Annotated in this window: 8 protein-coding genes; 4 read left to right on the top strand and 4 right to left on the bottom strand. The window is 57.5% G+C overall.

Translation table 11 applies throughout. The annotated features are described in order from the left end of the window. Positions 1 to 337: 337 nt before the first annotated feature. The 3 genes from G7Y41_RS09610 to G7Y41_RS09600 are packed head-to-tail and all read right to left on the bottom strand — an operon-like array spanning position 338 to position 3,972. A complete protein-coding gene (locus tag G7Y41_RS09610) occupies positions 338 to 3,055 on the bottom strand; it encodes a DEAD/DEAH box helicase (RefSeq protein ID WP_165316269.1) in 2,718 nt (905 codons plus the stop codon). A 6-nt stretch (positions 3,056 to 3,061) separates the two neighbouring features. Beyond that, positions 3,062 to 3,532: a YbjN domain-containing protein gene (locus G7Y41_RS09605; protein ID WP_165316268.1), complete on the bottom strand. Its 471-nt coding sequence runs from the start codon at positions 3,530 to 3,532 to the stop codon at positions 3,062 to 3,064. After that, on the bottom strand, positions 3,529 to 3,972 hold the full coding sequence (locus G7Y41_RS09600; RefSeq protein WP_165217780.1) for a histidine kinase: 444 nt from the start codon (positions 3,970 to 3,972) through the stop codon (positions 3,529 to 3,531). Before G7Y41_RS09600 ends, G7Y41_RS09605 begins: the two co-directional genes overlap by 4 nt. Positions 3,973 to 4,540: 568 nt before the next feature. Here G7Y41_RS09600 and G7Y41_RS09595 point away from each other — a divergent pair. The 4 genes from G7Y41_RS09595 (at position 4,541) to G7Y41_RS09580 (ending at position 14,404) form a co-directional block, all read left to right on the top strand. After that, positions 4,541 to 5,437 carry a phosphatase PAP2 family protein gene (locus G7Y41_RS09595; RefSeq protein WP_165316267.1) on the top strand — a complete coding sequence of 299 codons (897 nt, stop codon included), beginning with the start codon at positions 4,541 to 4,543 and terminating at the stop codon, positions 5,435 to 5,437. Positions 5,438 to 5,825: 388 nt separating this feature from the next. Further along, positions 5,826 to 10,910 carry a Rib/alpha-like domain-containing protein gene (locus G7Y41_RS09590; protein ID WP_165316266.1) on the top strand — a complete coding sequence of 1,695 codons (5,085 nt, stop codon included), beginning with the start codon at positions 5,826 to 5,828 and terminating at the stop codon, positions 10,908 to 10,910. 756 nt (positions 10,911 to 11,666) lie between these two features. After that, a complete protein-coding gene (locus G7Y41_RS09585) occupies positions 11,667 to 13,565 on the top strand; it encodes a ribonucleoside triphosphate reductase (protein ID WP_165316265.1) in 1,899 nt (632 codons plus the stop codon). Further along, a complete protein-coding gene (locus G7Y41_RS09580; RefSeq protein WP_231367295.1) occupies positions 13,562 to 14,404 on the top strand; it encodes an anaerobic ribonucleoside-triphosphate reductase activating protein in 843 nt (280 codons plus the stop codon). The genes G7Y41_RS09585 and G7Y41_RS09580 overlap by 4 nt, the downstream gene beginning before the upstream one ends. Positions 14,405 to 14,419: 15 nt before the next feature. Here G7Y41_RS09580 and G7Y41_RS09575 read toward each other — a convergent pair whose 3' ends face one another. Beyond that, entirely contained in the window at positions 14,420 to 15,565 is a 1,146-nt protein-coding gene (locus G7Y41_RS09575; protein ID WP_165316264.1) for an acyl-CoA dehydrogenase family protein, read from the bottom strand. Positions 15,566 to 15,734: the final 169 nt, after the last annotated feature.

Here is a 15,734-nt window from a genome sequence, read left to right as displayed (position 1 = left end):
ATGAGCTTATCGAATTCAGCATGGTCTGCGCCCAGTCCCCAATCTACGTTAAGCCGAGCAACAGCTCATCAACCATGTGTTGAAGGAGTATCTGGGGTCGTTCACGGAGTGAGCGGCCCTTGCTTTTGCCAGAACGTCGTATAGGCCCACAACCAACACAATACGTCGCGTAGCCCGAATTCTTTCAGTGTGACGTTTTTGTCTCGCAATCGTCATCGTGTCAGCCCATCTGCCCAGAGGCGCCGAGGACGAGTTCAAGGATGTCTCCGGAAGTGCTCAGATAATAAGAAGCGACGCGCGTGAGCGACGCGAGCCCCAAGGGTTCGGACGCCTCGGTTCACGGGCAGCGCTCAGCGACGAAAGCCAAAACCGCGATCGCGCCTTTCTTCGACAGAGGCTCGTTGCCGTTACCGCACTTGGGCGACTGAATGCATCGGGGACATCCCTCCTCGCAGTCACATGACTCAATGGCGCGGAGGGTGGTCGTCACCCACTCGGGGGCATGGTGAAAACCCGTGGCACTGTGTCCAGCACCCCCGCGGTATGCGTCATGAACGAACACCGTCGGCGTTCCCGTATCGTCGTGGAGAGCCGTTGACAGTCCACCCAAATCCCACCTGTCACACGTTGCAATCAGCGGCAGAATACCGATCATCGCGTGTTCAGCGGCGTGCAAAGCCCCGGGAACATCTTCGGCACTCAATCCAATCGCAGCCACAGCTCCCGCGTTGAGCTGGAACCACGCGGACTTTGTCGGCAGAGTCCGCGTCGGCAGCGACAGCTCAACGTTTCGGATGAATTCCAGTCCGGGAAGACGTAGCAGATCAAAATCCGTCACCCGCGTTGAGACATCCACCGCTCCAAAGGACCACGTCACGAGGCGGTCATCACTGGTCCACGTGCGTTCCACCCCGGTGATCTCCACCGATACGTGCTGCTTTGCCCGAGTTCGCAAAGGTGTGCGCACCCGTTCAACGACGGCGACTCTCTGTGCGTCCCCCGGTCCACGCGGACGGGGAATGAACGAGGACGAGGCGGCGTTCCCGGCCTTGTTCATGGGGGAAAACGGCGGCGACGCGGAACCGGCCTGGCTATCGGGGCGCACCCACGCAGAAGGCGACTGCTCGCTGACGGGCACCCACGCAGAAGGCGACTGGTCTCCGACAGGCACCCACGCAGAAGGCGACTGCTCCCCGACGGGCACCGGCGCGGATTCCATAAGGGACGACAGCGACAGCACGTGGAAGGTTTGACCCTGGTGAACATAGACCGCGTCAGGAAAGACATGAGCATCCGCGGAAGCGTCGTCGATTGTCCCAATGACCTGACCTGTGCGAACGTCAACGATCTGCACATCCCCGGCACTCCCACGCAGCTCCGTGAGATCGCTGGGACGCTCCCGACGCGTCGCATCCCAGAACCATCCTGACGGTCGCCGACGCAGATATCCCTCGATTGTCAGCTGATCAGCGAGGACGGGGAAGTCGTTGCCGAAGTAGGCGGTGTCGCAGACACGAGTGGAGGCGTGTGCGTTCTCGTCAGTGATGAGGGGGAGTTCCGCGGCGGCCGCACATAAATGGGGAGCGAGGACCCACGGATTCGACGGGTCGATGACGGCTGCTTCGACGTCGCCAAGAACTTCGTCGGGATGATGAACGAGGTAGGTATCCAGTGGGTTATCCGATGCGATGAGCACGGAAACACCGCGCTGCCCGGCCCGCCCCGCGCGACCCATTTGTTGAAAAAGTGAGGCACGCGTGCCCGGCCAGCCCGCCGTGATCGTTGCGTCGAGACCCGAAATGTCTAACCCCATCTCAAGGGCCGACGTTGTTGCCAGGGCGCGAATCTCACCGGAACGTAGGTCCTTTTCCAGGGCACGACGCTCCTCGGGGAGCAGCCCGCCTCGGTATGCTCTGACTCGTCCCGCCAGGGGAGACCCGCGCGAACTCAGGCGCTCACGAACTTGCTGTGCCACTGTTTCTGCTCCGCTTCGCGAACGCACGAAGGTCAGTAGGCGCCCGCCGTGTTCCATGAATGCCGTCATCAGCCTGGCCGATTCTGTCTGCGCCGACAACCGCCGCGTTGGAGCTTCAAGGACCACGTCTTCACCGGCAACCGCGCGGAGAAACTGGGAAATATCAACGTCCGTGTCATCGGCAACGAGGGTCCCCTGCCACAGGACCAGCGTGTGAGGCGCAGCGGGGGAACCGTCGTTGGATATGGCGCGCACGGGCCGGCCAATCATCTGAGCCCCCACCGCCGCCGGGTCACGGACAGTCGCTGACAGCATGATGATCTGGGGAGATGCACCGAGGTAGTGGCAGATTCGCAGGAGGCGACGCATGACGAGGGCGATGTGGGATCCCGTGACTCCGCGCCAATTGTGCACCTCGTCGAGGACGATGTAGCGCAGTGATGCGAGGAAACGCGTCCATCGCTCGTGTGAGGGCAGCATGACAAAGTGAAGAAAGTCCGGGTTTGATAGCAAAATGTCAGCGTTTGCCCGCGCCCATTCCTTTGCTTCGCGGGGAGTGTCCCCATCGGCGGGTGTCACTCGGACATTTCGTAACGACGGGAGGGCGTCGGCGGCGTCGGCCCCGTGAAGCATCCGGTCAAGCCCGGCGAATTGATCGGCAGCGAGGGCTTTCGTCGGAGAGATGTAGAGGCAGGTTGGTCGTCGGTGAACGTCGGAGATCCGCGCTGAATCCTCTGCGCGCGCGAGATCGGACAGGATCGGAGTCCACGCGACCAGCGATTTTCCTGATCCTGTTCCCGTGGCAACAACAACGTCCTCACCCTGATGAATCGCGTCGAGGGCATCGCGCTGATGTGACCACAGCTGGGTGACGCCGCGCCGCGCCCACGCGTCGATGGTCTCCGAAGACACCCACTCGGGCCAGGGAACGCACCGTTGGGAACGCCCCTGAAGGGTGTGGACATGAACGAGGGAATCGCTTCCCTGCGAGAGTTGCCCGAGGAGGGTGACGAGGTCGTCGGAGCCATTCCCGGGAAGTTTAGGCTCCGGTGTGCCGTCGATTCGCGAGGACGAACCCATTGACTCTCAGCGGTCCGCTGCGGAATTCGTGCCGGTCGTGGACTTCATGTAGGTGATCGCTTCGATTCCCGTGGAGATCCCGACGGAAATCGCGTCACGCAGCTGATCGTCAGAGACGCCTGCTTCCGCGTCGAGAGCGAAATCTGCGCAGACGTGGCCACGTCCGTTCTCTGTTGTTGTCGAATAGATCGTTGGGAAGTAATTCTCGCGGTTCCACTGGTCAGCGGCTGTGAAATACGTGCCATCAAGTTCCTGCGCGGGAGTGTCGACCTCCCAAATTGCGCGTACCGAGAGGAAACGACCGGCTGAATCAACGGAGAAAAGGAAGGGAATCTTGTCGAAAACGGCGCCTGCCACTCGGCCTTCGACCAGGAAGTCAATCTGGTAGCCCATTGAATGCATGAGCGCTTGAACGCGTTCGAAGGTGATGGGATAGGGGGTGGATGAGTCGTCGGGAACTGAGTAGGGCCCAGTCATGCGTGATCACCTGCTTGGGGATTTTCTGGGAACGAGGAGGAGTTCTCATCCGGCCACGTGACGAATGACGGGAGTTCGACTTCAAGATCAGCGAAGAACCCCATGATCATTGACATGGATGTCTCGAAGAAAACGTTGAGCTGTTTCTCGGTGAGTCCAGACGTTGCAATGATGTTGCATTCGGCGATGAGCCCGTAGTTCTGGCCGTCCTCGAAGGGAGCGAGATAGGCTTTCGGGCCTGTTCGGACCGAGTTGCACAGGGCGATTTGTTCGACGAGCTGGCAGTACTGGTCTTCGTTCGTTGCCACTCCGCGCCATTGAGCGCGCAGTTGAAGGACTTTCGGGTTCGTTGCGTCCCATAAATAGACGGCGTTATGGGTGGGGCACGCGAGCGCTGACTGCTCGTATTCGCCGAATTCGACGTTGCGCCCCGAAAGCATTTGTCGGAGGCGTTCAATGTCAACGGGTGCGGGTGCGGATGCTGCCACGATCGCTCTCCTTTGTCATCTGCGTGTGTATCGGTCGGGGCTCTCACTGTATCTAAGGTGGACTCGTTGGGCGCGCTGGAATTTTTCCCTGTGTGTTGTTGCGTGAGGACCACCGTCCGATATCCGCGTCCGACGTGCCACGTGACCTGCATATTTGCGCTCGATGGTGTCGACCCTGAGCGCGAGTTCATCCACGTGTGAACTTGCGCATGAATGAGGTTCCTCCGTTTTGCCCTCGCGATGTGCTCCAGTCGTGTATAGGTGACCGACCGTCAGGTGCGAATTGCGGGTGTCGTTTCTGGATCTGACGCGTCGAGAGCGCGGCCAGCGTGGATGGCAATTAATGTAGGGGGGAACTAGCAGATCACGCCGAAATGAAGGGGGAGTTCGCATGACGCGTTCACGCCCTCCGTCACCCTCCCGGCCACGGAATCAGTTCCGATCTGAGTCTCAACGCGTGCGGTCAACTTCGCCTGCACGACGAGGGCAAAGGGAGCGCGCGGTTGGCCGACCGTCCGGTATGAATCCCTCGGGTGAGTTGTCGTCGCATGTGGGCGGTGGTCAGTGGTACCGCCGCAAACTCCGGCGGCGGCTGCTGGGGGCTGGCTTGTGTGCACTCTTTGCCATCGTGGGCACCTGGATTGCTCTGTATTCGGCGTGGGGTCAATCGGTTGACACGCTCCTGATGGAGTCGGTCATGGGGTGGGGTCATCGGCTCGGTGATTTTGCGCGCCTGATGACCAGCTTGATCTCGATTCCCGTCATTGTGATCGTCGGTGGTTTTGTTGCCGTTGTGGCGGTCTTTCGTCGGCGCACCACTCTTGCTGGACGCGCTCTGGGCATGGTCCTGGCTGCGAATGTGACCACGCAGCTACTCAAAGGTGTTCTGGATCGTCCCCTGCTTGTGTCCACAGCTGACCTTCCGAATTCCCTTCCCTCCGGGCACACAACAATCGCGATGTCGCTGTGTCTGGCGTTGATCATTGTTGCCCCTGAGTGGCTCCGTGAGCCGGCTGCCTGGATCGGATGGGCGTGGGCCTCAATCATTGGGATCACGGTGATGATGCAGGGGTGGCACCGCATTGTTGACGTGCTTGTTGCTGTGGCGATCTGCGGGGTCTGGGCGTTGCTTCTGACGCCGATTGAGCGCAGGCGTCGGCATGTGCCGCGTGCTGCGCGGATCATGTGGGTCATCACGGGCGTGGCGCTGGTCCTTGGACTGTGTCTGCTCGTTGTTGCTCTGGTCGGAATTGATGTCACCTCGGTAGCGTCCCCGCGTTCACTGGGTTACGGCTTTAGAGAGTTCCTCGATTCTCAGCCGTGGCGTGCTCGGCTCCTGTCGATTGCGGCGGGCCTGTGGGTCATTGGGTTCTGCGGGGCAATCATTCACGAGGTCGATGTGCTCTGCGAGGAGTGAGATTTTTCAGAGTCTCTATCCGTGGGACGACCGTGGCTCGCGCGGTCAAAGATGTGGCGTCACCGAGAGAATATCGTGTGATTTTGCTCTCAGAATCACCGGTATTGTCGATGGTATCGATCAAATGGTGACCGCTAATGAAGTCTCACTATCCCCTCTGATTAGCCGAAATACGTGAAATCGCACGGGGGGGGGGTGCTCGTTCGATCAATTGCTTCCATCCGGTAACCATCCTTGCTATGCTGCCGAAGGTCAGACGCTTAGCGAACAATCCATTGCTGGCAACGGTTACTCATCTCGTTGCCCAGGTGTCGCTTTGATCAGATGTTTTGTCCAAGTGAGGAATGTACGTGAAACATTCACGTCGAAACCATCGAAATGGGGTCTTATGAGGTCTAGGAGAAAGACTCTGGCAGCGCTCAGTGCGCTCACTCTTCTTGCCGGCATGGGCGTGAGCTCAGGGCACGCATTTGCCGCAGATAATCCTCAGCCAGGAACGGATCGCACGGCTAACACTGCCGAAGCTCGTCCAACTCCTGAGGAAAACAATGCTCGCGTCATCGAAGCTGATGCTATCGCTAACGGCTATATTCGAAGCAATGTCGATGCGACCAATGCCGCGAACACACTCTCGGGCGGGGCATTCATCGTTGATGTTGGCCAGATAAATTCAAACCTGAATGGCTTGACGCCGGTCCCGGATGGAACTGTTGTCTACATGCAGTGGATGGATAAGGACGGATCTGTTTCGCCCGTGTATTCCGCAAAAGTCCAAAGCAAGGTTCCTGTCTATGGCGAGGCTCGTGCAGGAGGTGGATATGCGTTTGACCTCCGTGCTGGGTGGAAGGATGCGACTGGAAAGCTGCACAAGTACAAAGCTGTAGTAGGTCAGTCCTACCGTTTGTGGATCCAGGATTTCAAGACAGGTGAAGGAAACACCTTCTCGATGTTTAGACAGGCCGGCGGAATTTTCCCCGGTGTTTTCACCAATTCGCTCACGACTAGGAACAATGGTCAGTTCCTGTTCGCAGGCGTCAACGTGCAAAGGACCGCGGTATTTATGACCGTGCGGACTGACAGCGACTACATGACCGGAAAACGTGAGACGTGGAAGCACGACACCGGTAAACCCCTTTCCCAAACTGAAGCGGATACGACTACTCGGCTCAACGACTTCATCGCGGGACGCGTGTGGTTTGAGTCAGGTAACGACAACACACAGATTTATGGAACAGATGAAGCTAATGCTGTGGGGTATACCGTGGTGGCTTCTTCCCTTACCCCTGAGGGTGTCCAAGCTTATCGGGCCCAAATTGATGACCTTCCGCAGCCCGCTAAGGCTGAAGCTGTAAAGCGTCTCTTGCTTGACCATCCGGAATATATTTCGCAAACCGTTTACGGCGAAACGGACGCGGATGGTCGGTACACGCTGCGCTTCGATGAGGGCAAACTCGACGTCGGGAAGCTCTACGCATATGTGATGGATCCGAAAGGGAAAATCGTCAATGCGTACTCACCGTACACTGTTCCCGAATTCCGTGGAATCAAGACAAATGAGCCGTGGACTCCGGAGGTAAGGCCGTATGTTCGTCCTGTGCGTCATGCGATCAATGACCTGAACTTCGCCGTCGTTCCAGATACGCTGGTTTCTCTCGATGTGACGAATTATGACACGACTCATAACCCCGCCCGTCATGGTGATACGGCTCGTCTGAGCGTCAAGGGACAGACTCTGTCCCCCCTGTTCAATAAAATTGAGTGGAGGCAGGGTGACAAGGTTCTTGCAACCTGTGACAACAATGGACAGGGTCTGACAACGCTTGTCCAGGCCAATGCCTGCACCTTCACGGTGCCCGAAAATGTGCCAGACGGAGCAGCGATTACCGCCGTTCTCGTTGCGGGAAACAACGATATTGCTGCTGACTCCTTCATTGTGCTCAATGATTTGGATGGTGACCGTATTCCTGATGCCACCGATCCCGATGACACCAATGGTGGCAAAACTGATAACGATGCGAAAGACGCCGACTACCAGAATCTGACGCACGGTATCACCGTTGATGGCGAGATTATCAAGTCCAATGGTGACGATGAGGATGGGGCCATTGAGCTTCCTGAATCCTTGCGCGATGTGACTGTCACCTTGATTGCTAACAAGGAGATGACCTACACGGATCCTTTCGATCCCGACAGAACGGTCACGGTGGCCAAGGGAACGCGCTTCGAATCGGGTGATGCGGATGCGTGGCTTGGTGCCGAGGAAAAGCCGCTCGTCCGCAACTTCGGCGCGGTGTTCTTCCCCAAGGGGGAGTACACGGTGAAAATTGATGGCCTAGCTGCAAATTCCGAGTACGGAGTTGACTCCAACGGTGACCTTGTTAATGACGGTAAGATCACGATCACCGGAAAGACTCCGAACCTTTTCGTCCGTCTTTTGTCGAAGCAGACGAGGGGTAATGACCCAACGTACGTTGCCAACTCCAGCGTTCCGCAGGGCGGCTCAGTGTCAATTCCGGTTCCGACCTTCGATGATCCCAAGACCACTGACAAGGTTGAAAAGAACCCAACCCCCGAAGGGACCAGGTTCGAGAAGAACGGCGATATCACGCTGCCCAGTGGCCAGAAAGGTGACTTCCCCGGAACAATCACGGTGAATAGAGATGGCTCGATTACAGTTCATCCGAACGATAATGCGCCTGTCGGTAGCTACTCGATCCCTGTGAAGGTGACGTACAAGGACGGTTCCACCGACGAGGTGAATGTCCCAGTTGAAGTGACGAGGAAAGCTCAGATCACTGACCGGGTCACCCCGAGCTATGACAATGTTTCCGGACGACCGGGTGAGAGCGTTGATGTTCCCAACAATGGAACAGGTCTCCCGAATGGAACAACATCGACCGCTACGGCAGACAAAGGTGCCACCGCAACTGTTGATGAAAATGGCACCGTAACCGTGATGATTCCCGAGAGCGCAACGCCGGGAGACGTAATCACAGTGACTGTGAACCATACCTACCCGGATAGTTCAACCGATACGGAGACCTTTACTGTGACCGTCAGAGAGCGTACTGCTCTGAATGTTGGGACGATCTCCGATCAGTCTGTGTGGTCGGGTGATCCGATCAAGCCGGTCACCGTAACTGCCTCCGACCTGGCTGGCGCGCCGATTGACGTCACCGGAAAAGTGACAGTCGCAGGACTGCCTGCTGGCGTAACCTTCGATAGTGCGACGAATGTCATTTCGGGTGCTCCGACCACAAATGAGGACCAGGAGTACACCGTTAGTGTCACTGTGACCGATACGGTTGGAGAAGATAACGGTGAGGTCACCGATACCGAAACCTTCGTTATTCGTGTCAAGGACTCCACCAGGGATACCGATGGTGATGGCCTGACCGACAAGGATGAAGAGAAGCTCGGAACCGATCCTAAGAACCCTGACACCGATGGTGACGGTGTGAACGATGGTGACGAGGTCAAGGATGGCACTGATCCGAAGAAGGCTGACACCGATGGTGATGGTCTGAATGATGGTGAGGAGAAGAAGCTCGGAACCGATCCTAAGAACCCTGACACCGATAACGATGGTGTCAATGACGGTGATGAGGTTAGTGGGGCGAAGAATCCGTTCAAGGACGATAAGTTCGACAAGAATGGCAAGCCTGGTAACACTGATCCGAAGAACGCCGACACCGACAATGACGGTGTGAAGGATGGCGAAGAGCTCAACACCAAGGTTGATCCGACTACGGGTAAGACGGTTGACGATCCGGATGCAAAGGATCCCAAGACCAACCCGAACTCGGACGATACTGACACTGATGGTGATGGCCTGACCGACAAGGATGAAGAGAAGCTCGGAACCGACCCGAAGAACCCTGACACCGATGGTGACGGCGTGAACGATGGTGATGAGGTTAGTGGGGCGAAGAATCCGTTCAAGGACGATAAGTTCGATAAGGACGGCAAGCCGGGTAACACTGATCCGAAGAACGCCGACACCGACAATGACGGTGTGAAGGATGGTGAAGAGCTCAACACCAAGGTTGATCCGACTACGGGTAAGACGGTTGACGATCCGGATGCAAAGGATCCCAAGACCAACCCGAACTCGAAGGATACCGATGGTGACGGCGTCAGCGATAGTGACGAGAAGAAGGACGGCACTGATCCCACCAAGGCTGATACCGATGGTGACGGTGTGAATGATGGTGACGAGAAGAAGGATGGTACCGATCCGAAGAAGGCTGACACTGACGGTGATGGTCTCAATGACGGTGAAGAGAAGAAGCTCGGCACTGATCCGAAGAACCCTGACACCGATAACGATGGTGTCAACGATGGTGATGAGGTTAGTGGGGCGAAGAATCCGTTCAAGGACGATAAGTTCGATAAGGACGGCAAGCCGGGTAACACTGATCCGAAGAATCCCGACACCGACAATGACGGTGTGAAGGATGGTGAAGAGCTCAACACCAAGGTTGATCCGACTACGGGTAAGACGGTTGATGATCCGGATGCAAAGGATCCCAAGACCAACCCGAACTCGAAGGATACCGATGGTGACGGCGTCAGCGATAGTGACGAGAAGAAGGACGGTACTGATCCCACCAAGGCTGATACCGATGGTGACGGTGTGAACGATGGTGACGAGAAGAAGGATGGTACCGATCCGAAGAAGGCTGACACTGACGGTGATGGTCTCAATGACGGTGAAGAGAAGAAGCTCGGAACCGACCCGAAGAAGGTCGACACCGACGGCGACGGCATCAATGACGGTGATGAAGTCAGCGGTGATGGGAACAAGTTCGATGGTAAGCCGACTGATCCGAAGAACCCCGACACCGATGGTGACGGCGTGAACGACGGTGATGAGGTCAACCGAGTCGACGAAAACGGCAAGCCCGCTCCAACCGATCCGAACACTGCCGACACCGATGGTGACGGTGTCAGCGACGGTGACGAGAAGAAGGATGGCACTGATCCAAAGAAGGCTGACACTGACGGTGATGGTCTCAACGACGGTGAAGAGAAGAAACTCGGAACCGATCCGAAGAAGGCCGACACCGACGGTGATGGCATCAACGACGGTGACGAGGTCAGCGGGGCGAAGAATCCGTTCAAGGACGATAAGTTCGACAAGAACGGTAAGCCGGGTAACACCGATCCGAAGAACCCCGACACCGATGGTGACGGTCTGAGCGACGGTGACGAGGTGAACCGAGTTGATAAGAACGGCAAGCCCGCTCCGACTAACCCGAACAACCCCGATACCGATGGCGATGGCATCAATGACGGTGACGAGGTCAAGAACGGAACCGATCCGCTCGTTGCCAACTCGAAGGACCGTGAAGTTGCCAAGAAGCGCAAACTCGCGCACACCGGTGCAACTGCGGGTGCTGCCCTGCTCACAGCAGGTGGTCTCGCCGGTCTCGGTGCTCTGCTGGCTCGTCGACGCAAGCAGAACGACTGATGATCAGTAGATCACGCAGCTGATTCTCAGCAGATAGGTGGCCTCGGGAGAGAAATCTCCCGGGGCCACCTTTGTGTTTCTTCGTCATGGCCTCTTTGGACTTCAACCCCCTCTGTGTTCGAGCTTCGCCCTGGAGAAAACACGTGGTCACGCCAAAAACGTGACAGCGAATAGTTTCGTTGTGACGTTTGTGGTCGGAAAACCCTTGATTTTGGCTGATCTGTGCCAAAAACGTCACAATGAATAGTTTCGTTGTGACGTGAGTGGCCTAAAAACCCTCGATTTTGGCTGATTTGCGCCAAAAACGTCACAGCGAATAGATTCATTGCGACGTGAGCGTCCATGCGCAAGGGATGGAGTTGCCTAAGGGCAACATCAGAGTGAACACAGGTAGACACGAGAAGATTGACGAAGCGTCAACAGTGAGAACGTGTTGATGACCCGTAGAGCCCAACTGGGTCAAAGGTCCCGAAAAAGACTGGCGGGCGCGGAACGGTCAATTGCCTCTGGCGTGTCTCGGTGTTTGTGCGTCGAGATCACAACATCCACTAGATATAGTGGTCAGCATCCGCTCAGGGCACTAGAACTAGTGCTTCGACGGAAAATATTTGTCACCGAGTGCCCATCCGACTTGACCGCCGAAATGTGCGCTCCTCACACAATGCCATGTGCGAGGACCGCAGCGTCGTCCTCGTCAATGAATGTCGGCAAACATCACGGGTGACGTGGAAACGAACAAAGCCGAAAAGGTGAATCATGGACAACCGCGCTCTTCTCGCAGACCCTGCACCACGCTATGACGTTGATGTTATCGCGACGGTCGATGAATACCTCGACAGGTCGGACTGGCGGGTCAATGCGAATGCAAACCAGGGATATTCCCTGGGTGGACTGATCCTCAACTCGGCGGGGAAGATCATCGCGAACTACTGGTTAGAGCGGATTTACACCCCGGAGATCGGCCAGGCACACCGCGACGGCGACTACCACATCCACGACCTCGACATGTTCGCAGGATACTGCGCGGGATGGTCACTCAAACGCCTCATCCAGGAAGGATTCAACGGAGTGACGGGTGCGATCGCGTCCGCGCCACCGAAACACTTCTCATCAGCATGCGGGCAGATCGTCAACTTCCTCGGCACACTGCAAAACGAATGGGCAGGAGCGCAGGCCTTCAGTTCCTTCGACACATACATGGCGCCCTTCGTGCGGCTCGACAACATGAGCTACGAGGAGATCGTCCAAAGCCTCCAGGAACTGATCTACAACCTCAACGTCCCCAGCCGCTGGGGATCGCAGTGCCCATTCACGAACCTGACTTTCGACTGGACGTGCCCCGATGACCTCCGTGACGAATACCCGATGATCGGTGACGAGGTTGTGGACTTCACCTACGGTGATCTTCAAGAAGAAATGGACCTGATTAACCGCGCATTCATCGAAGTGATGATGGCGGGTGACGCTGACGGACGAGTCTTCACCTTCCCAATCCCGACCTACAACATCACGCCGGATTTCGACTGGGACACCCCTAACGCCGACCTCCTCTTTGAGATGACTGCGAAGTATGGGCTGCCGTATTTCCAGAACTTCATTAACTCAGACTTGGATCCCCACATGATCCGGTCGATGTGCTGCCGACTCCAGCTGGACCTGCGTGAACTGCTCAAGCGTGGCAACGGGCTCTTCGGGTCGGCAGAACTCACCGGTTCCATCGGAGTTGTCACGATGAACATGGCGCGCCTGGGCTACCTCTTTGCGGGGAACGAGGATGCACTGATCGCTCGCCTCGACGAACTCATCGACCTGGCCTCACAGTCACTGGAAAGCAAACGTGAGACGATTCAGTTCCACATGGACCACGGCCTCTTCCCCTATTCGAAGCGTTACCTGGGATCGCTGGACAACCATTTTTCAACGATCGGCGTCAACGGGATGAACGAGATGGTCCGCAACTTCTCCGGCGGCGACTATGACCTGACGGATCCTCGTGGCTTCGACATGTGCGTGCGCGTGCTCGATCACGTGCGTGACCGCATGGTGGAGCTTCAAGAATCAACAGGCCACCTCTACAACCTCGAAGCCACTCCGGCTGAGGGCACGACCTACCGCTTCGCCAAGGAAGACCGTAAGCGCTTCCCCAACATCATTCAGGCCGGGACCTCTGAGCAGCCGTACTACACGAATTCCTCGCAGCTCCCAGTGGGCTACACCGATGATCCATTCCAAGCTCTAGAGGATCAGGAAGTACTCCAGGGCAAGTACACCGGTGGCACGGTCTTGCACCTGTACATGGGTGAACGTCTGAGTTCAGGTGAGGCCTGCAAGACGATGGTGCGCCGATCGTTGACGGCCTTCAAGGTTCCCTACATCACGATCACACCGACGTTCTCGGTGTGCCCGGTCCACGGATACCTTGCGGGTGAGCATTTCACCTGTGAGAAGTGCGCGCAGGCTCACCCAGACCGCGAGCCTCAGCCCTGCGAAGTGTGGACCCGGGTGATGGGCTATTTCCGTCCCGTTCAGTCCTTCAATATCGGCAAGAAAGGCGAGTACGCCGAACGTGAGATGTTCACCGAGTCGGCTGCTGAGCGCCACGGCGAGCTGGTGTCTGCATTCGCCTCCGTCGAGGAGCGTCAGGCCCGGTCGTGAGTGAGTCACTTCCCGAGATGGACGTGCCCCGCTTAGACACGGGGGTTGCGTCGGTATCGGAATCTCAGGGGACGAGGACGAGCTCGGCCTCGTCCCCCCGGGATTTCAGTGGGCGACATGATTCCCCGGATGATCTTCAGATCGCGGGGCTCGTGGCGCTGTCAACCGTTGACTGGCCGGGGAAATTTGTTGCGTCGGTGTTCCTTCAAGGATGCCCGTGGTCATGCCCGTACTGTCATAACAGCGCAATCATTGACCCGCGGATTCCCGGAGTTGTTGCGTGGTCAGCGGTTGAAGATCTCCTGTCTCGGCGACGCGGACTCCTTGACGGTGTGGTTTTTTCCGGCGGTGAGGCCACGCGCCAGATCGCTGTGGCATCCGCGATGCGTCGGCTGCGTGAACTTGACTATGCCGTGGGTCTCCACACCGCCGGTGCCTACCCGTCGCGCCTGAGCGCTCTCCTTGACGAAGGGCTTGTTGACTGGGTGGGGATCGACATTAAGGCAACGCCCGCGAACTATTCCCAGGTGTCCGGTATTCCCGGCGACGCCTCGGGTACCCGGGCCTGGGAATCATTGGACATCCTCCTGTCTCATCCCGAGGTTGACCACGAGGTGCGCTTGACCGTGTACCCTGACGGACCAGCTGACGGGCTGGACGTGGCGCGTCGCGTCCGCGACGCGGGGGCACGGGTCTTCGCTCTCCAACAGGCACGCCAAGAGGGAACCCCTAAGGGATTTAGAGCGCAGGGCGCAGGATGGGACGATCAGGTCCGAGCGCTCGCAAACGACATCGAATCCTTAGGTTTCGACTCGTTCGTGTTCCGTCCGGGTGACTAAGCAGGCAACAAACGCCTACTTCTCGATGGGACCGAGAATGACGTTTGCCCACGCCCCGTGCAGGGATTCCTGGTCCGACGGTTGGAAAAGGCCCGCCAGAGCATCGCGGTAGAGACGAGACAACTCATGAGAGTTGTAATACGAGGATCCGCCGCATGCGCGAATTGCCTGCTCCACGGCGCGTAGAGTGGCTTCGGCTGAGGCATTCTTCGCGGCAGAAAGCTGCGGCATCCACAGGGGGCCGCGGTCAACGCCGTGCTCAATGTCATTGGCCAATTCCCGAATCTGAGGGCCAACAGCGTTCATCGCGAGCGCGGCCTCGGCAATACGCCACCGAATATCCGGGTCGTTGGCGTAGGTCGTCTGATTCTTCACGGACCGGCGAGTCTTCACATGCTCAGCGGCAACTTCGACGGCGCGTTCGCCGATTCCCTGATACGTGGCACCGAGGAGGATCTCGAAGTTAGAGAAAATACCGAAAACAACGGGATCCTTCGACGGCCCCGGATCGGTGCGCGTGAGAATCCGCGATTCGGGGGCATGCGCTCCTTCAAGGATCGTCGAATTTGACTGCGTGGCACGCATCCCAAGGGTGTCCCAATCATCCTTAATGGTGAAGCCACCGTCCTCGCGGTTAAGGATCGCGAACACAGATTGAGGTGCATCGGGGTCAGAGTCGTCGCGGCCAAATGTCAGGATCCGCGTCCATGCGGGTGCCAATGACGTAAAGATCTTCGTTCCCGTGAACGAATAGCCGCCGTCTGCGTCAGGTGTTGCCTGCGTGATTGAACCGAAAAGCACGAGGTCGTTGCCCGGTTCCGAAATGGCGAAGCCGAAAAGCTCACCCTTGGTGGCCTCCCGAAGAATGATTTCACCGCGAGGATTGCCGTGGCGCACCAGGTGTCTGCCGAGACCAACGATGATCTGATGCATGTTGATCCCCAGAGCCGTTGCGGGTGCGGCTTTCGCCAGGCGAGTTTGTTCCGCGGCAATCTCCGGCAAAGTCAAGCCAGCGCCACCGTACTGCTCAGGAACAAAGGCTGAAAGATAGCCGGCTGCACGCAGATCGTCGAGGTCGTCGCTGGGGAAAGTATTCGTGCTGTCATGTGTGGCGGCACGGGAGTGGATTCTGTCCAAAAGTTCGTCGGTCAGGAACTCCATCACAGGCCCTTTCGCGGTCAACGTTTCACGAACGCTCCGTCTGGAACGCTGACACCCACGCTAGTCGCACATGGGGCAGGATGCTCAGGAACATCCGCCAAGGAAGACCCGAGGGGGAAGTTCACGCCGAAATCAGATGCGCATAGGCCCCGTGTTCCGCTAGGTTGGT

The sequence above is a fragment of the Schaalia sp. ZJ405 genome, assembly GCF_011038885.2.
GTDB lineage: Bacteria > Actinomycetota > Actinomycetes > Actinomycetales > Actinomycetaceae > Pauljensenia.
This window is presented reverse-complemented; position numbering and strand designations above follow the sequence as displayed.